Source organism: Pyramidobacter porci, assembly GCF_009695745.1.
GTDB lineage: Bacteria > Synergistota > Synergistia > Synergistales > Dethiosulfovibrionaceae > Pyramidobacter > Pyramidobacter porci.
The window spans coordinates 259,279-278,079 of the sequence record NZ_VUNH01000001.1; the positions used below are offsets into that span (position 1 = coordinate 259,279).

General features: G+C 60.8%; 9 protein-coding genes. 2 read left to right on the forward strand and 7 right to left on the reverse strand.

The window, feature by feature from the left end; translation table 11 throughout:
- Positions 1-199: 199 nt before the first annotated feature.
- Complete coding sequence (gene clpB, locus FYJ74_RS01245; RefSeq protein ID WP_154527804.1) at positions 200-2,809, forward strand: ATP-dependent chaperone ClpB; 2,610 nt, start codon at positions 200-202, stop codon at positions 2,807-2,809.
- A 124-nt stretch (positions 2,810-2,933) separates the two neighbouring features.
- On the opposite strand, the gene FYJ74_RS01250 is transcribed toward clpB, so the two are convergent.
- Entirely contained in the window at positions 2,934-12,242 is a 9,309-nt protein-coding gene (locus FYJ74_RS01250; protein ID WP_195838757.1) for an ESPR-type extended signal peptide-containing protein, read from the reverse strand.
- Positions 12,243-12,859: 617 nt separating this feature from the next.
- Between FYJ74_RS01250 and FYJ74_RS01255 the strand changes: the two genes are divergently transcribed.
- Complete coding sequence (locus tag FYJ74_RS01255) at positions 12,860-13,849, forward strand: biotin--[acetyl-CoA-carboxylase] ligase (protein ID WP_229769279.1); 990 nt, start codon at positions 12,860-12,862, stop codon at positions 13,847-13,849.
- Positions 13,850-13,896: 47 nt separating this feature from the next.
- On the opposite strand, the gene pgsW is transcribed toward FYJ74_RS01255, so the two are convergent.
- The 6 genes from pgsW to nadD form a co-directional block, all read right to left on the reverse strand.
- Entirely contained in the window at positions 13,897-14,937 is a 1,041-nt protein-coding gene (gene pgsW / locus FYJ74_RS01260) for a poly-gamma-glutamate system protein (RefSeq protein WP_154527807.1), read from the reverse strand.
- Entirely contained in the window at positions 14,934-15,371 is a 438-nt protein-coding gene (locus FYJ74_RS01265; RefSeq protein WP_320634221.1) for a poly-gamma-glutamate biosynthesis protein PgsC/CapC, read from the reverse strand. Before FYJ74_RS01265 ends, pgsW begins: the two co-directional genes overlap by 4 nt.
- On the reverse strand, positions 15,368-16,363 hold the full coding sequence (locus FYJ74_RS01270) for a Mur ligase family protein (protein WP_154527808.1): 996 nt from the start codon (positions 16,361-16,363) through the stop codon (positions 15,368-15,370). The genes FYJ74_RS01265 and FYJ74_RS01270 overlap by 4 nt, the downstream gene beginning before the upstream one ends.
- 101 nt (positions 16,364-16,464) lie before the next feature.
- Positions 16,465-16,818, reverse strand: coding sequence for a ribosome silencing factor (rsfS, locus tag FYJ74_RS01275; RefSeq protein WP_154527809.1), 354 nt, complete (start codon positions 16,816-16,818; stop codon positions 16,465-16,467).
- 17 nt (positions 16,819-16,835) lie between these two features.
- Entirely contained in the window at positions 16,836-18,143 is a 1,308-nt protein-coding gene (locus FYJ74_RS01280) for an LCP family protein (RefSeq protein WP_154527810.1), read from the reverse strand.
- Entirely contained in the window at positions 18,140-18,799 is a 660-nt protein-coding gene (nadD, locus tag FYJ74_RS01285; protein ID WP_154527931.1) for a nicotinate-nucleotide adenylyltransferase, read from the reverse strand. The genes FYJ74_RS01280 and nadD overlap by 4 nt, the downstream gene beginning before the upstream one ends.
- Positions 18,800-18,801: the final 2 nt, after the last annotated feature.

Below are 18,801 nucleotides of genomic sequence, written 5' to 3' on the forward strand. Positions count from 1 at the left end.
GCCGTCATCGCAAAATTTTTTTTCGATCACACAAGATCATTGCCGCCGCACGCATCATAGCACGATCGCTTGGAATTGCCAAATCGCCGCAAAAGGTCAATAAAAAGCAAAAAATTTCTCGAAAACTCTTGACTGACCAATGTTGACCATATATAATGCAGCTGTGAAAAAGAAGCGCACCCCGAAAGGAGGGTTCTCCATGAACCTCAATAAACTGACGCAAAAATCCCAGGAAGCCCTGTCCGAAGCCCAGAACTTGGCCATCCAGCGCGGCCATCAGGAAGTCGATGTCGAGCACCTCACGCTCGCCCTGCTCTCCCAAAAGGACGGGCTGATCCCCTCGATCCTCGAGAAGACCGGCGCCAACGCGGCGGCTCTGAGCGCCCGCGTGGCCCAGCTTTTGGAGCGCAAGCCGCGGATCACCGGCGGCTACGACAAAGACCGCATCTATCTTTCTCAGAACCTGTCGAAAGTTCTGACCGACGCCGAGAAAAGGGCGCAGGCGCTTGGCGACGAATACGTTTCCGTCGAGCACCTGTTCGCGGCGATCCTCGACCTGCCCGGTCATCCCGTCGCCCAGCTGCTGGCCGAGGGCGGCGTCGGCGCGGACGCGTTCCTGAAAGCGCTCGAGAGCGTGCGCGGCGGCGCGCGCGTGCAGAGCGCCAATCCGGAAGAAACCTACGAAGCCCTGAAAAAATACGGCATCGACCTCGTCGAGTACGCCCGGAACGACAAGCTCGACCCCGTCATCGGCCGCGACGACGAGATCCTGCGCGTGATCCAGATCCTCAGCCGCAAGACCAAGAACAACCCCGTGCTGATCGGCGAACCCGGCGTCGGCAAGACCGCCATCGTCGAAGGGCTGGCGCAGCGCATCCTCAAGGGCGACGTGCCCGAGGACCTGAAAAACCGCACCGTCTTCTCCCTCGACATGGGATCCCTGATCGCCGGCGCCAAGTACCGCGGCGAATTCGAAGAGCGCCTCAAGGCCGTCATCAACGAAGTGAAGCGCAGCGAAGGCCGCATCATCCTCTTCATCGACGAGATCCACACCATCGTCGGCGCCGGCAGGACCGAAGGCTCGATGGACGCCGGCAACCTGCTCAAGCCGATGCTGGCGCGCGGCGAACTGCACTGCATCGGCGCCACGACCATCGACGAGTACCGCAGGAACATCGAGAAGGACGCCGCGCTCGAGCGCCGCTTCCAGCCCGTGATGGTCGATCCGCCCTCCCAGGAGGACGCCATTTCGATTTTGCGCGGCCTGAAAGACCGCTTCCAGGTCTATCACGGCGTGCGCATCACCGACGGCGCCATCGTCGCCGCCGTCACGCTTTCGGACCGCTACATCAGCGACCGTTTCCTGCCCGACAAGGCCATCGACCTGATCGACGAAGCCTGCGCCATGGTGCGCACGGAGATCAACTCCATGCCTTCAGAGCTGGACGGCGTTTCGCGCAAAGTCGTGCGTCTGGAGATCGAGGAAGCGGCGCTGAAAAAGGAAAAGGACGACGCCAGCGCCGCCCGCCTGGCCGAGCTGCAGAAAGAGCTTTCCGACCTGAAAGACCGCCAGAAGGAGCTGACGGCGCGCTACAATTCCGAAAAGGAAAAGCTGACGGAAGTGCAGCGGCTGCGCCAGAAGATCGAAGCGACCAAACACGACGTCGAGACGGCGGAACGCCGGTACGACCTGAACAAGGCCGCCGAGCTCCAGCACGGCGTGCTGCCCCAGCTCCAGAAAGAACTGAAAGAAAAAGAAGCCGCCCTGCGCGGCGCTTCGGGCGACGGTTCGCTGCTGCGCGAGTCGGTGACGGAAAACGAGATCTCGCGCATCGTCAGCGACTGGACGGGGATCCCCGTCGCCAAGCTGATGGAAGGCGAGCGGGAAAAACTCCTCCACCTCGACGACGAGCTTCACAAGGGCGTGATCGGCCAGGACGAGGCCGTTTCGCTGGTCGCCGACGCGATCATGAGAGCGCGGGCCGGCATCAAGGACCCGCGCCGCCCCATCGGCTCTTTCATCTTCCTCGGCCCCACCGGCGTCGGCAAGACCGAACTGGCCAAAACACTGGCGCGGACGCTTTTCGACAGCGAAGACAACATGATCCGCATCGACATGTCCGAGTACATGGAGAAGTACTCCGTCTCCCGCCTGCTCGGCGCGCCGCCCGGATACGTGGGTTACGACGAGGGCGGCCAGCTCACCGAGGCCGTGCGCAGCAAACCGTACAGCGTTATCCTCTTCGACGAGATCGAAAAAGCCCATCCCGACGTGTTCAACGTCATGCTCCAGATCCTCGACGATGGGCGTGTCACCGACAGCCACGGCCGCACCGTCGACTTCAAGAACACCGTCATCATCATGACCAGCAACCTCGGCTCCGACCTGCTGCTCGAAGGCGTGCGCGACGGGACGATCCCGCCGGACGTCAGGGACGGCGTCATGGAACTGTTGAAAAGCCGCTTCCGCCCCGAATTCCTCAACCGCGTCGACGACATCGTGCTCTTCTCGCCGCTGGACAAGGCGCAGCTCCGCAAGATCGTCGGACTGATCCTGAACGATCTCGCCAAGCGCCTCAGCGAGCGCCGCATCACCCTCAACGTCAGCGACGCGGCGCTTGATTTCATCACCGAACACGGCTACGACCCCGTTTTCGGCGCCCGTCCGCTGAAACGCTACATCAGCCACAACGTCGAAACGCTCGCGGCGCGCTACCTGATCGCCAATTCCGTCGTCGAAGGCGCCACGCTCTCCATCGACGTGCAGGACGGCCGCCTCGCGCTTTCCGCGCAGCCGCCCCGGGAATAGCGGTATCAAAAACAAAAAGGTCACGGCATTTTGCCGTGACCTTTTTGTTTTTGTTTTGCGAAACGAGCGCCGGAGTGCGGGATGATACGTTTTTCCCGATCCGCGCGTCCTGGCCGCGTCTGTCCTATCGCCGCGAAGCGCGAAGCAGACGCCTCATTTCCTCCATGTTCGCCCTCAATTCCGCCTGCATCGCCTTCAGTTCGGCGATCTCCTGGCTCTGCAGCGCGTTCGTTTCGGCCTGCTGGACGTTTGTCCGTTTCAGCGAGGCCACCTGCGCCTGCAATTCGGCGTTCTCCTTCTGCATCACGTAGACGCTGTTCATGGGACCGGAACGATAACGCGCGGGGATCTTTTCCTTGTCCTCCTTGCGCCCGATCTTCCACGTCAGTCCGGCGTTGGCCATCGACTCGCCGTGGTGCGAGACCGACACGCCGGCGTGCACCATGAAGTCTTCCTTCACGTAATGCGCAAAGCCGAGCGCCAAGGCGTACTCGCCCTTGTAGGCTCCGAATCCGGCCATCAGCTGGCTGGGTTCGACGGGGTCGTAGTGCATCGGTTTCAGGGCGCTCAAAGCCGAGCCGAGCGCGCCGGTGGTCTTGATGCTGCCTCTCAGTTCGCCCATCTGGTTGTAGACGTTGCCGAAGTTGTTGTAGACGTTGGTGAACTGCTTGTCCACCGCGCTGAGGGCATCGCCGACGTTGTGGTACGTGCCGCCGCGGATGTTGTAGGTGGGAGCGGAGACGGAACCGTCGACGTTGATCGTGGAGCCGCCGCCGAAGTGATTGGAGACGCTTGACGAGACGCCCCACAGCTGCGAGCCGTTGACGGCGTCGGCGCTGGTCTGGCTGACTTCGCCCTTGGCGACGTTGACGACTTTGTTGCCGGTGGCGTCGAAGCCTTTGGCGGTGACTTTGCCGGTGAAGGTGGGGGCGTCGACGACGCCGATCTTGAGGGCTCCGGAGTCGTTGCTCAGCTTGATGTTGCTGCCCGTCTTGAAGTTGAGGACGTTGTCGTTCTTGCTGACGGTCTTCACTTTCACGCCGTCGATCTGGGCGTCCCAACTCTTCAACGTGTCGGCGGAGACAGCGGCAATTTTGTCGTCCACGGCTTTAAGCTGATCTTCGGTAGCCGCCTGGCCGGAGGTGATAGTGAGAGGGTTCCAGGTTGTATTGGTCAGGCCGTTGATCGTGCCTTTGCCGTCCTTGTTGATCGTGAGCTTGTTTGTCGTCCCCGTGACGTCGAATTTCAGCTCGTTCTTGAGGGCGACGACGAGTTTCTTCTCGCCGGAGGTCTCGGTAACGACTTTGGTCTCGGTGTTGACTCCGTCGCCGGCGACATGCACGGATTCGCCCAGTTTTCTGCTGACGGTGCCGCTGTCGTCGGCCGAGAGGGCGAAGCCCTTGTCCGTCAGATTGGAACTGGCGTTCTCGATCGCTTTCTTCACGTCGCCGATGTTGGCCGCATTGGTGTCGACATCTCCGCCGCTTCTCACGTTGGTGATCTGCAGACCGCCCATGTTCACTTCTGTCTTGGTGATCTTGGGGCCGCCGGTGATCGTCAGGCCGCTGCTGTTAAGCAGAGTATCGCCGATGGTCAGACTGCCGGCGTTTGTCAGGTTCAGGTTCTGCGCCAGCTGGATCTTCAGCTTGCCGTCGTCGTTGTTCACGCCGATGTTGGCGTCCGTCAGTTTGGTCGCGTCCGCGCCGCCGACGATGTCGAGCGTGCTGTTCAGTTTCTTCTTGATGACTTTGCTCGCGTCGCTCTGGCCGTCGTCGCCGGCGTACTTCATGCCGTCGTCCAGCGTCGCCACGTCGTGCGTGTTGCCATCCTTATCTTCGTACACGATACGGGTCAGCGTCGTCCCCGGCGCGCCGTCCACTCCCGGAGCTCCTTCGTGCACATGGATATCCGCAGACGCCCCGTCTTTCCCGTTCAGCCCGATATGCCCGTCCACGCCGTTCTGTCCGGCGGGGCCTTCGCTCCAGATCGTCACGCCGTCCTTGCCGTTGGCTCCGGCGACGCCGATTTTGCCGTCTTTGCCGTCCTTGCCCACCGTGATACTTTCCGCTTTCAGGTTCTTGTTCAGCAGGATGTCGATGGTGGTGTTGCCGTCAGAGTCCTGAGCGATCTTGGTCTTGAGGTTCTCGCCGGAGTACTTGTCGTCGTCCTCGGCGCCTGCACCCTGGATCTTCACCGTGCTGCCCAGTTTGTTCGTCACATCTGCGCCGCTGTTGGCGCCAAATATTAGGCCTTTAGCCGTAATACCGGTAGTTGCCTTGTACAGCTGGCTGCCGTTAACTGCATCCGTAGAACTGGAATCTACCGCGCCGTCAGCTACGTTGACAATCTTCTGGCTGTTGGCGTTCAGGCCATCTTTATTGGCATAGGTCTTGCCGTTGATGGTCAGACTGCCTTCTGCACCCAGATTCAGATCTTTTGCCAGACGGACTTTCAGGTTGTTGGAACCGTCCGACACCACGCCGATGTTGTCGTCATCCGTCAGCTTGGATGCGTCGGCGATTCCGCCGATCACATTCACCTGTTCGTTCAGATGTTTCTTGATCACCGCCCCCGTGTCTCCGCCGTACTTCATGCCGTCGTCCAGCGTCGCCACGTCGTGCGTGTTGCCATCCTTATCTTCGTACACGATACGGGTCAGCGTCGTCCCCGGCGCGCCGTCCACTCCCGGAGCTCCTTCATGCACATGGATATCCGCAGACGCCCCGTCTTTCCCGTTCAGCCCGATATGCCCGTCCGCGCCATCCTGCCCCGCAGGGCCTTCGCTCCAGATCGTCACGCCGTCCTTGCCATTGGCTCCGGCGACTCCGATCTTGCCGTCTTTGCCGTCCTTGCCGACCGTAATGGTTTCCGACTTCAGGTTCTTGTCCAACCCTACAAGCAGATTGCCATTGCTGTCCACGATCGTTCTGACATTGGACGTATCGTATTCAGTGTCTGCCTTCGCACCGGTCCCCTTAATGGTCATGATGCCATTCAGCTTCTTCGTGACTTCTCCCGTGTTACCCGCGAATTTCAGACCGTCGTCCATTGTCGCGACCTGATGGTCGCCCTTCTCATCCGTGTAGTAGATGCGGGTCATCTCGGTGGCGCTCAGGTTCTTCGCCGGATCGAGGCTGGCGGGGCCGGCATTGATGCCGATGTCAGCATGAGCGTTCTTGCCGTCGGAACCCTTCGGGCCGGTCAGGCCGATCTTGCCTTCCGTTCCATCTGCGCCGTCCTTGGCATAGATGGTGACGCCGTCTTTGCCGTCTTCACCCTTGATGCTGATCCCGTCCTTGCCATGGATCACAACGGATTGACCGTCTTTGCCGTTGATACCGATGGAACCGTCTTTGCCGTCGGCCCCAGCCTTGCCCAGTACGAGATCGTCCTTGACGTTGACCTTGTACGGATTGGCAGCCGTGCCTTCGCCTTCGACAGTCGTATTATGGCCGTCTTTCAGGATCGTCTTGCTGTTGGCAATCTGTGCAGTCAACTGGCCATAGTTGACGGCATCGGTCGGATCCGAGCCGTTAGCCACGTTGGCGATCTTCTGGTCGTTGGCGTTCAGTCCGGCGTTCGTCACGTAGGTCTTGCCGTTGATGGTCAGGCCGCCGTTGTTGATCACGGTCGCGCCCGTGGTTACGCTGCCGGTCGCGCCAAGATCGATGTCTTTCTTCAGTTTTACGTTCAGCTGCGTTCCATCCGAAGCCACGCCGATATTGTTTTCGGTCAGATCGGCGGTTGCGCCGCCTTTGATGTTCAACTGCTCGCCCAGCTTCTTGTTGATCTTCGCGCCGGAGTCGCCACCGAAATCAAGGCCTTTGTCGATCGTGTTGTTGATGTTCGTAATCGACGAATTATTGCTGATGTCGATGGTCTCGCCCAACTTCGGGTCGGCTTTCACGGTTACAACGGGGATGGAATCGGTTCCGGCCACTTCGACGGCGATTTTGTCCGTCTCGCCCTTGAACTGGATCTCGGGCACGCCGCTCTTGCCGATGGTAAGGGTCTTGGTATTGGCGGACGTGCCGTCGCTCACCTTGAACTTGCCGTCGATGTTGGTCACCGGATTGCTGGTGGTGTTGTTGATCTGGTTGATGACGTCGCCGGTGATGTTCTGCACGAGTTTGGTCTTGTCGATGCCGTAGGTGACTTTCGTGCCCGCCAGGCCGACGGTCATCGTGTCGTCGGCCGTCGCGAACTCGACGGTCGGGGCCGTAGCTCCGCCCAGCGCCACGTTGTTCGTGGTGCCGCCAGCTTTGAGGTCGAAACCGGCTTTCAGCGCGTTCACCGTCGTGTTGTTGCTGATGTCGATGGTCTCGCCCAGCTTCGGGTCGGCTTTCACGGTTACGGTCGCTCCGTCGGCGGCGTTGGCTACCTCGACGGCGATCTTGTCCGTCTCGCCTTTGAACTGGATGTTCTGTTTGGCCGTGCCGCCGAGGGTGATGTCCTGTTTCGTGCCCGCCTCGTTGCTGACGGTGAAGCCGCCCTTGAGGTTGCTGATGTCGGTGGTGTGATTGTTCACCGTGGTGGTCAGGGTGCTGATGTCGGTCTTGTTCTGCTGGACGGTGGCGTTGTTGGTGATGGCGGTGTTCAGCTCTGTGGCGTTGACTTTGTACTTCACGCCGTTGCTGCCCACTTCCGACTCGATCAGGCTGCCGTCGCCCTCGAACTTGATGGTCTGCGTTCCCGTTTTGTCCGCAGTGATCGTCTGCGTGCCGGTTCCGGCGTCGGCGATCTTGAATTTCGCTTCGACGTTGTTGATCACGGTGGAGCTGTTGTTGATGGTATTTCCCAGCGCCGCACCATCAAGGCCGATGGTCAGACCGCCGGCGGTTACCTTCGTGGTGACGCCGTCAGCGCCGGTCACGACCAGCGGGGTGACGGAATCGATCACTTTCGTGCCCGGCGTGCTCTCCGCGTCCTGGATCGTCCATTTGGCGGCGGCGCCGATGGTGGTGGAAATGTTGTCGATCTTCGTCTTGGTGGCGTCGTCCAGGCCGATGGTCATCTTCTTGGCGGCGCTGTCGTACTCCGTTTCCACGTAGTTCTTCCCGGCGAATTCCAGCGTATTTCCCGCCTGGATCGCGCCTTGATTCGCACCCGCCTTAACATTGAAGCCTGCTTGCAGGTTGGTAATATCCGTCTTATTCTGGTTTACTGTCGTGTTGTTGGTGATGGCGTTGTTCAGCGCCGTCGTGTCGAGATTGTACTTCACGCCGTCGGCGGTCATCGCAGACTTGATGTAAGTTCCGTCGCCTTCGAACTTGACGGTCGGTTCGGTGTCTTTGGCGAGCGTCACGGTTTTCTGAGCGCCGCTTTCCGCGGTCACGCCGAACTTGGCGCTGATGTTGATGACCGGGTTGGTCGTGGTGTTGTTGATCTGGTTGATCACGTCGCCGGTGATGTTCTGCACGAGTTTGGTCTTGTCGATGCCGTAGGTGACTTTCGTGCCCGCCAGGCCGACGGTCATCGTGTCGTCGGTCGTCGCGAACTCGACGGTCGGCTTCGTGCCGCCCAGGGCGACGTTCGACGTCGTAGTCCCGGCTTTGAGGTCGAAACCTCCCTGCAGTTTGGTGATGTTGGTGGCATTGTTGGTGATGTTGCCGGCGTTGGCGGTCACGCGATTATCCAGGTTGGTGATCGCGCTGTTGTTGCTGATGTCGATGTTGGTCCCGAGGTTCGGATTGGCCGATACGGTCACTTTCGCGCCGTCGGCCGCGTTGACCACCGTCACGTCGATCTTGTTGGCTTCGCCCACGAACTGGATGTTCTGTTTGGTCGTTCCGCCGAGGGTGATGGTCTGTTTCGCGCCTGTCGCGCCGCTGACGGTGAAGCCGCCCTGCAACGCAGTGATGTCCGTGGAGTTCTGCTCGACTTTGTTGTTCACGGCTTTTAGCTGAGCCACGTTGACAGCGTCGCTGTCTTCTTTTCCGGCCGCGACGTTGACGATCTGGCGGGTACCCGCAGCACTACCGATGGAGAGCGCGCCGAGGTCGCCCTTCACGGTCGCTTGCACATTGGCGTCGTCGTTGAGATAGACATCGTTAGGAGCCGCCGTGCCACGGTCGGCTGTGCTGGAGGAACCGATTGCAACGCTGTTGCCGACACTTGCATTAGCACCGTTTCCAAGAGCCACAACACCGCGAACGTACGCCTTCGCGCCGTTACCCAAAGCAACGGATTCACTTCCGCTCTGCGAGTTGGCGCCGATCGCGACGCCGCTGTTGCCGCTTTGTGATTTAAGGCCAATGGCGACGCCGTTGTTCGTCTCGACCTGTGACTCGGAACCGATGGCAATGGAGTCGCTTCCTTTTGCTTTACTCGATACGCCGATCGCAATGGCCTTTGCTCCTGTAGCCCCGTCGTTGTTCCAGTTGGTGCTGGCAGGGGAGGCGCTGTCATCTGCGTTGACGGAAAAATAGTGCACGCCGGCCGCCGTCTCTACCATTGCGGCCACGGCCTTGAGCTGAGCCACGTTGACGGCGTCGGTGTTCTCCGTGCCGGCCGCGACGCCGGTGATCTGGCGGTTAAACGGGGAGGCCCAAGATTCGTTGCCGCCTGTCGTCCGCCCGACGGCAACGGCGCTTCTTGTGTATGCAGCGGTATCCTGCACTGCTGTATCGCTGCCCATATAGACCGAGGTTTTGTCGGCCACGGGATCGCGGTCGGCGACGCTGTAGCTGCCCAGGGCCACAGCATCCGTTTTGTTGCTCACGGCCCGTATGCCTAGCGCGACAGAGGCAATTACCTCTCCGGGATGATCCTTGACTCCGGCAATAGCATCTGTTCCAATAGCAATGGAATCGTTTCCCAAAGCGCCCTGATACCGGTAATCCTGCCCTTCAGTCATGCGGCCGATCGAAATGCCTCCCATTCCGGCCGCGTGCGAATCGAGTCCAAAGGCCACCGAAGAAGCGCCTATGGCACGGCTCTTCCGGCCGACGGCTATAGCCGAGTCTCCCGTAGCGCCGTCGTTGTTCCAGTTGGTGCCGTCGGGAGAAGCGCTGTCGTTAGCGCTGACGGAGAAATAGTGCACACCGCCGCCAGACGCCGTGCCAATGGCCGCTTTCAGCTGGGCCACGTTGACAGCGTCCGTATCCGAGGAACCGGCCGCCACGTTGATGATCTGCCGGCGGACGGAGGAACTGCCCACGCTGACCGCGCCGTCCGTGGCCTTGGTGGCGTTGATGGCGTTCTGCTGCGCGGTACCTGCGGTAGAAGGGATATATACCGAAATCCCTGACGGGTCCCAGTTGTTACGGTCCGCCTTGCTGCCCGCGCCCAAGGCCACGCCGCCCTCCGCCGTTGCCGAGGCTTGATACCCCAACGCGGACGCTTTTTGCACGTTGGCATTGGCCTCCGCGCCGATCACCGTAGCGTATTGGCTGGAGCCGGTAGCTTCCGCTTGGGCGCCGACGACGACCACTTTCTGTTGGCTTCCCTCGGTCTTGGCCTGATATCCCAGCGCCATGCTCTGAACACCCGTCACGCTGGCTTCCTGCCCGATGGCAATCGGAGCTCCGTCATTACCGGAAGAATTGGTCGCCGTCGCGTTTTTGCCGATGGCAATGCCGCCTTCTTGGGCGTCAACTTTGGCGGAATTACCGATGGCGATGCCGCCGCCTCCTTCTGTAGAACTCGATGTCACGCTGGCGGAGGGGCCGATGGCCAGACCGTCGCCGCCGACATTGCTGCCTGTGCCGATAGCAATCGCATTGGCATGGGCAGAGCTAGCGATGGTCGCCCCCTTGCCGAAAGCGATCATGCCGCCGGTCTGGTTGGATTCGACCTTCGCGCCGCTGCCGATGGCGATGCTGTCAGCTCCGCGGGTCACAGTGCCGGAAGCGCCGATAGCGATGTTGTTTCCCAGCGCCGACAGATCCGTGGAGGCTTGATAGCCGATCACGACGTCCCCTGTTCCCCGGGCCTGGGCGCTGACACCGGCAGCCAGCGCATTGCCGCCGGTAGCTCCGCTGTTGTCATAGTTGGTATCGGAAGCCGGAGTAGTGGAATTAACGCTGTAATCATGGACTCCTGTAATTCTGTAATTCTGCCCGTTGATCTTCAAATCCGTCAGTTCCGCGTCTGCGGTATAAGCGGCGCCATTGTTGGCGATAACCGAAGCTCCCACCGGAATGTCAAATTGCCCCTCCGTAACCACGTCTCGGAATTTCAATTTACCGTCCGTATCAATATATTGTTCCTTTACGACCGCTCTGTTGGCAAAGCGGATTTTACGGTCTTCCCCGTTCGTGCCGCCGACACCTGTGACATTAACGGTCCCGGGCACATCTGCGCCGCCGTTCGTATCCAGAGCGATCGTCCCGCCTCCGGCAATCGGAGCTACGTCGATTTTTTTCAGGTCGTCTTCATGAAGCTTCAAATCGTTTTCTTTCAGCTCATTGATGATATTGTTGAACTGATGCATGGTCATGCTGCTCAAAGGCGCGTTGGGATCTACGACCTCCGTCGCCCAATAGCTGTAATATTTTTTGCTGACAGGGTCCTGCGCGGTCATCAGCACTTCGTTGTTGAAACCGAAAACCTTACCGCGGTAGATATCATTCCCTGCGGTGTCATTCGTAAACACTCCGAGAAGAACTTCCCAGGCATTTGTCCCCTTATTCCAATGCCTGATCGCATACAATGCATCATTGGGCACCACCTTGCCATTCAAGCGGTAGGTATTGGTGTCCCCTATGTCTTTGGTTACTTCTTTAAAGTGATTATTGAACAAATCGGGGTTGATTTTTCCGGTGACGGGATTTCTTGTATCCCCCACCCATTTCCCGTCAATCTCCATAACATAGCCGGAATCAGTAAGCGGCCTGTACGCACTGCTGTTTACGCCGCCCGCATAGGCCCCCGCCTCGCCTTTATTCAGACTCTTCTCATTCAAGGTCGTTACCCCGGCGTAAGAAATAAGAACCTGGGTATCGGAAAGCAAGCCGCCGTCGTCTGCGTTCGCGTCGATCTTATAGGTGCGGATCAGATTCGGAGTCGTCGAGAGAGAATGCCGGTAATCCTGCTCGACGAAAATGGTATAGCCGTCGCGGACGTAGTACCATTCCTGCAATCCTCCAGAGACCTGCATGGCCGTATAGTTATGTACGGCTCCGCTGGGATCGGCAAATTGCTTTGTCATCTCCCCCGGCACCGGTTGGTTCGGACCTATATAAAGAGCAACATACTGCCCCTGCATGGTAATTTCATTATCACCCGCGCCGCCCTGTACGTAGGCTCCAGCCGGCATAATCCCCGCTTTTCCGGTCGTCAGCATAAGCGCCAGAAGCAGAGCCGTCCCCGTCTTCACAACCCCGCCAGGTATATTGCCGCTCGTCGTTTTGCCGCCTCGTTTCACCAACTCGGAAACAACCACATGGCAATTCCTTACCTTGCTCCAGATGACCTTGTAAATCTTATTCATAAATGCACTCTCCTTAGGCAATATCATAAAATAAGCCGAAGAATCACGTTCTTCGGCCGTTTTTTCCGCAAGGTTTCGTTCGCATGGCTCCTCTCCCGTCGCAAATTTTTCCGCTGCTTTCTCAGGACTCTCCTGATGCAGCCCTTTGGGCTTGTTTCAAATTTCTTCGAAGAATGGGAGCCGTCGTTCATAATTTCGTTGAATGCAAACTGATAACTCTCGTATATTCAAATTGTAATTAAATTGTAGACGGATATCATATCATCCCTCTCTCCGCGCGTAAAGATATCTCACTGTTTATTCTTTCCCTTCCGCGCTCGGCCGTGCAGACTGGAACGACTCTGCATAGCGGCGGATGTCCGAAGGGAACCTGCCGAGCTCGAAAAAGAAGGCGCCGGACGTTTTCGAAATGAAAATGTCCGGCGCCTTCTTCATTGTAGCCTCAGTGGATTTATTCCGCTTTTTCCTCTTCGTCTGGCGGCGGGTGCTTCAGGCGCGGAACGACGAGCGAAGAGCATCGCTGGCTTTTGATCCGCTTTTAGTTTATACTGAAGGCACTCAAGCCGGGAGACGGCATACCTATCGGCGCGACCGGCGCGCCGCGACAGGAGAGAATCATGACGACGAGAGACGAAGTGCTGGGGATCCTTATGCGTTCGCAGGGGCGATACGTTTCGGGCGAAGAGCTGGCCCGCCGCCTTTCGCTCAGCCGCAACGCGGTCTGGCGGGCGGTGAAGTCGCTGCGGGACGAAGGCTGCTCTATCGACGCCGCGACGCGGCGCGGCTACTGCCTGACGGGCACGCCCGACCTGCTGTCGCCGCAGGCGGTCGAAAAGCATTTTTCGCGCCGGGCCCCTTGCTGGGACGTCGAAATCCGCAAAACCGTGACCAGCACCAACACGGTGCTCAAGGAAATGGCCGAAGGCGGCGCGCCGGAGGGGAAGATCCTCGTCGCCGTGGAGCAGACGGCCGGAAAAGGGCGCATGAACCGCCGCTTTTATTCCCCCGCCGGCAGCGGCGTTTACATGAGCCTGCTGCTGCGCCCGTCGTGCGGGCCTGCGGAATCGCTGTACATCACCACGGCGGCCGCGGTCGCCGTGGCGGAGGCTGTCGAGAGCGTCGCGGGGGGGGAAGTACGGATCAAATGGGTCAACGACGTCTATCTGCGCGGCAAAAAAGCGTGCGGCATCCTCACCGAAGCGGCTTTCGACATGGAGACGAAACGCCTCGCCTACGCGGTGCTCGGCATCGGCGTCAACATGCGCCCGCCCGCGGGGGGCTTCCCCGACGAGTTGGAGCCGATCGTGACCAGCGTCTTCGGCGAAGCGGATTACGATCCCGAGAAGCGCAACCGGATCGTGGCCGAAATCGTCGAACGCTTCTGGCGCTTCTACGAAAATCTGGGCGAAAAACCGTTCCTGAAAGGCTATCGGGACCGTTCGTTCCTGACGGGCAAGGACGTTTACGTCGTCAGCGGGGCGGAGCGCCGCCCGGCGCGCGCGCTGGACATCGACGACGAGTTCCGGCTGCACGTGCGCTACGAGGACAGCGCCGACGAATATCTGCAGTCCGGCGAGGTTTCCGTGAAGCCCCGCGGCACAGCATAAAAAAACGGCGGGACGGGGAGCTTTTTTCCCGGTCTCGCCGTTTCCTTTTAAAAACTCCATCTTTTGTAAACCGCCATGACGGCGACGAACGCCGCGAGGCAGGCCAGCGAAGCCCAGAGGCTGCGCGCGCCGTGAAAAACCGCGCCGGGCGGCGCGTCGAACGGCACGCCGTTGGCGGCGGCCAGCCCCTTGACGTTCAGCAGGTGCACGACCGGATAACCGGCCTGCAGCGCCCGGCCGATCACGCCGCTGCCGGCGCTGCCGGAGCGGTGCAGGCCGGGGCGCAGGCGCAAAATGTCGTTGCCGGGGCCGAGGTTGCTCTCCGAGCCGCCGATGCTGACGAGCGCTTTCGCATGATGCTGCGCGAGCAGATCCACTTTCCATTGGATCACCTCTTCGAGGGAATCCTTGACGACCAGCGGCACGCGGTTTTCGTCGGCCGCGGCCCGCAAGAGTTCCAGCGCCTCCGGCGGGAGGCCGCCGCCGACGTCACGGCCGCCGCCGGGCGTGTAGGCGTACGCCTGCGTGCGCAGGAAACCGGCCGCGCGCAGTTCCTTCTCGAGCGTCGGCCAGGGAAAGCGCGGATCGTTGGCGCCCCAAGTCGACGAGCCCAGCGAGACCACGAGCAGCGGCCGCGCGCCGAGCGATTCCAGAGCTTTCAAAACGTTGAAGGCCATGCCCGGGAACGACGACGACGAATAGACGGCCACGCAGTCGCCGGGCTGCACGTTAAGCGATTCCATCCAGCGGCGCACCACTACCGACCAGCGCGGGTCGCAGGCCGTGCGTTTCGCTTCGAGCGCGCCGAGCGTCGTGCTGAGGGGGCTCCATTCCAGGCCGATGAACCCTGTCCGGTAGGGATCGTCCTCTTTTTCGAACTCGCTGCCGCGACTGACGCGCAGATCGTACAAAAAATTCTGCGCCTCGCGCACGGAGCTCATCAGCTTCCGCTCCTGAACCGACGATCCGCCGCCGGCCCAGAACCAGAGCGCGGCCGAAACGGCGGCCAGCGCCAGCAGAAGCAGCCGGTTGCGCCGGACGGCGGCGCGCTGGCGCTTTTTGTATTCTTCAAGCTCGGCCAGCTTCATGACAGCGCGCCTCCCAGCCGGAACAGCCACTGCGACGCGAACGCCGTCAGCACGGAAACGGCCGTCAGCGCCGAAAGCGTCTCCACGACGCCCTGGCGCTGGATGTCGGCGGCGATCAGGCCGGGGATGACCCAGCCCAGCCACGGCAGCGGTTGCACGAAGTTCCCGGCGGCCAGGCGAAACGCCAGAGCCATCAGCATGGCCCAGCCGACGCGGGCGCGGCCGTGCAGGCCCCAGCGCCTGACGGCGAATTCGAGAAGCGGCCAGATCAGCAGCGCGGCGAGCAGGCTGACGCCGACGCGGAGCGGGCTGTACAGCGTCAGCGCGATCGTTCCCGCGGAAACGAGCCCGCCGCTGCCGTATCCGGTGCGCCAATCGCAGATCATGGAGACGGCGATGCCGATGCCAATCGTGAGAATGCCGAGATCGTTCACAGGTGAAGCCCTCCTTCTTCGGCGGTCAGTTTGAGCGTCAGCGGCAAGCCGTAGACCGTGTTGCCGCAGCCCATCCAGCGCGCGCCGTCAAGGCGGCGGGCCAGTGCGTTCACGTCGCCGCCGCGCCAGAAATCGCAGCGCAGCCGCGCGCGCGGCGGCCGGTCGCCGATGATCAGCACTTCGCGCCAGGGATGTTCGCGCATCCAGCCCTCGAAGCAGCGGAAGCGGTCGACGCGGTCGGAACGGTGGTTGAAGAGGACGCCCGTCTCTTCCCGCCGCCAGCCCGTGGAGCGAAACAATTCTTCCGTCGTGACGACGTCGTTGGCCGAAAACGCGAAAGCCAGCTCTCCCCCTCCGACGCCGAGCACGCGGAAATCCGCGAGATCGGGCGGCAGGTTTTTCATGGCTTCGAGACAGAGTCCTTCGTCGAGGCCGCAGAAACGGCACGCCGCCAGCGCCAGCCCCATGTTGGCGCTGAGGTGCGGCGGCAGGCCGGGGAGCTTTTGCGCCGGCAGGACGGTGAGATTTTTTTCTTCCGCGAGGAGCCGCATAGCGGGATTTTCCGCCAGTTCCGCCGGGACCGCGACGACGCTGCCGCGCGGCAGCGCGCGCGACAACGCCCGCAGCACGTTGGGCTCCCCCGGCCCCCAAAAGGCTTCGTGGTCGGGGCGGACATTGGTCAGCACGGTGACGGCGGGTTTCAGCCACAGCGCGCACAGGCCCTGCAGCTCCGGCGAGACGGCGCTGTTTTCCAAAACGACGGCTTCGGCGTCGGCGGGAAGCGAGCGCAGCCACCATTTCATCTCGGAGATGTTGGCGCCGCTGGGGCGCAGGATCGAGCGCTCCGAATCGGGGCCCAGTTCGCGCGGCACGACGCCGGTGATGCGTCCGTAAGCGCGCCGGCCGCAGCCGCGCAGCGCCGCGTGAATCAGGCGGACGACGCCGCTTTTGCCGCGGCTGCCCGTGACGGCGACGCGAATGGCAGCGGGCATGTTTCACTCCTCCTTACGGTACAAGCGACCGAAAATTCCCAAAAATTCCCAATGAAAAACTGCCGCCGAGCCGGAAGATCTCGCGGCAGTTTTTTCGTTTTCTAGTCGCGGCTCTCGTAACGCTGGATCGGCACGTCGCCCCACAGGCGCTCCACCTTGTAAAACTCGCGGGCTTTGACGCTGAAAATATGGATCACGAGGTCGCCCGCGTCGATCAGCGTCCACTGGGAGCTCATCGCGCCTTCGACGCGGTAATCCGCGCGCAGCCTGTCGAGGCAATCGGTGACGGCGTTGACGAGCGCGCTCATGTGAACGTCCGAGTTGCCCGAGGCGACGATGAACCCGTCGGCCAGCGGCGTGACCGCGCCGACTTCCATCGAGACCACGTCCAGCGCTTTTTTGTCGAGGAGCGCGCCGACGATCTCCTCCTGGATCTTGCCAATGTTTTCGTTCATGAAATGACTCCTTTGATTCACTGCCGCTTCGCCAGCAGAGCTTCGATCCGCGCCATCACGTCTTTGCTGTTGTTCTTGCCGAGGACCAGCGCCGCGGGATAGGTGATGTTCGCTTTGCGGACGAGCCCTTCGGAAATGCCGCACAGTCTGGCCAGATCTTTGGCCAGGTCGGGATCGCCTTTTTCCGGGTACTGGACTAGGCAGTAGCGGAAATCCGCGTGTTTGGCGTTGCCGGTAAAGGCGACTGCGATGCCGGCCCTTTCGAATAAGGTCGTGACCTGTTTCCCCAGTCCCGGCGTGCCCGTGCCGTTGAGGATGGCGATCGGCTCTCTGAAACGGGAGACGATCCCGCTCAAGTCGCCGGGCAAGCCGCCGGCGGGGGCGTCCGCCTTGGGCGCCGGCGGTTTGTCCGTGTCTTTCGGATCCGCACGGTCCTTGGCGTCCTTGTCCGCGCTCAGAACGGAGTTGGGATCCATTTCCTGCGACGCCCGCTGCAGGTCCGCCACAAAGTAGCTCAGACCGTCGATGTAGGCGGTCGAACCCGGCATCGTAAAGAAACGCACGTTGCTTAGCTTCATGTCTTTCAGCTGCCCGGCGAGCTGCAACGCCGTCTTGACGGGGATATCGGTCTTTATTTCCGCAAGGACGAGTTCGATCAGCTCGGGGATCCGCGGCAGGATCGCCGGCGATCTCACCTTGTCGAGAAAGGCCTTGGCGAATTCCTGCTGGCGCTTCATGCGGCCGATGTCCCCGAGGCTGTCGTGCCGGAAGCGCACGTATTTGAGCCCGTCGGCGCCGTTCATGTGACGCCTGCCCGGCGCGAAATCGATGTGGAGATTCTGGGCGCGGTCGGTGTACTGCATCCGCCGCGGCACGTCGATATCCACGCCGCCGATCGCGTCGACGATCTTCGGGAAGGAGGCGTAGTTCAAAACCAGATAATAGTTGACGGGCACTCCCGTCAGGTTGATCACCGTGTCGCGCAGCAGCTCGATGCCGCCGAAAGCGTAGGCGTGATTGAGTTTCTGCGGCTGCTTGCGTCCCTTGATCGAAACTCTCGTGTCTCGCGGGATCGACATGATCGAGGCCGTTTTGCGGTCGATGTCGATTCTGGCCAGGATGATCGTGTCGGAGCGGTGCACGGCTTCGACCTCGTCGACGCCGAGGACCAGGACATTCACCGTGCCGTGCCGTTCGTCGAAATTGATGGTCTTTTTGATCTCCCCCACGTCCGCGGTGACGAGCGAATACAAACGGTAAGTGGCGCCGACCGCGAACGCGGCAAGCGCGATGAGCACGGTGAGGATTATGCTTCCGCGTCTCATTTTTTCAGGACCACATCCCTTCCAGGGTCTTCGTCTTTGTACAGGCCGCGCTTGTAAATGTACTGCTCGACTGGATGCGGCAGCAAATACCTGAGGTTTTCTCCGGCGGCGACGCGGTGGCGGATCTCCGTGCTGGAAATGGACAGCAGCGGGATCTCGAGGCGCAGGACGCGCGAGCGCACCTTTTCCGGAAGGTTGCCGAGATTGTAATGCTCGTAATCGTAGCCGGGGCGGTTCGCGGCCACGATCGTGCAGAGTTCGGGGATCTTCTCGTATTCCGTCCAGGTGTCCATGCTCATCAGCGCGTCGATGCCGGTGATGAAGAAGAACTCGACCGCCTGGTCCGCGTACCAGTAGCGCATTTCGCGCAGCGTGTCCACGGTATGGCTGGGATCCTCGCGGTCGATCTCGAGGCGCGAAACGGAGAATTTGGGATTGTCGAGCGTGGCCAAAAACGTCATCATATAGCGCTCTTCGGCGGGGGTGACGGAACGGTAGGACTTCTGATAGGAATTCCCGGTGGGGACGAAAATGACTTCGCGGAGAGAAAGCCTCACGAGCGCCTCCTGCGCCGCCAGCAAGTGGCCGAAATGGATGGGGTCGAATGTCCCGCCCATGATGCCGATACGCAGCACCGACGCCTCCTCAGCCGGCATGG

What these genes read in the sequence shown, in the direction of transcription:
- FYJ74_RS01280 (WP_154527810.1), bottom strand. Translation starts at nt 18,143, where the DNA reads ATGAGACGCGGAAGCATAATCCTCACCGTGCTCATCGCGCTTGCCGCG.
- clpB (WP_154527804.1), top strand. Translation starts at nt 200, where the DNA reads ATGAACCTCAATAAACTGACGCAAAAATCCCAGGAAGCCCTGTCCGAA.
- pgsW (WP_154527807.1), bottom strand. Translation starts at nt 14,937, where the DNA reads ATGAAGCTGGCCGAGCTTGAAGAATACAAAAAGCGCCAGCGCGCCGCC.
- FYJ74_RS01270 (WP_154527808.1), bottom strand. Translation starts at nt 16,363, where the DNA reads ATGCCCGCTGCCATTCGCGTCGCCGTCACGGGCAGCCGCGGCAAAAGC.
- nadD (WP_154527931.1), bottom strand. Translation starts at nt 18,799, where the DNA reads ATGCCGGCTGAGGAGGCGTCGGTGCTGCGTATCGGCATCATGGGCGGG.
- FYJ74_RS01255 (WP_229769279.1), top strand. Translation starts at nt 12,860, where the DNA reads ATGACGACGAGAGACGAAGTGCTGGGGATCCTTATGCGTTCGCAGGGG.
- rsfS (WP_154527809.1), bottom strand. Translation starts at nt 16,818, where the DNA reads ATGAACGAAAACATTGGCAAGATCCAGGAGGAGATCGTCGGCGCGCTC.
- FYJ74_RS01250 (WP_195838757.1), bottom strand. Translation starts at nt 12,242, where the DNA reads ATGAATAAGATTTACAAGGTCATCTGGAGCAAGGTAAGGAATTGCCAT.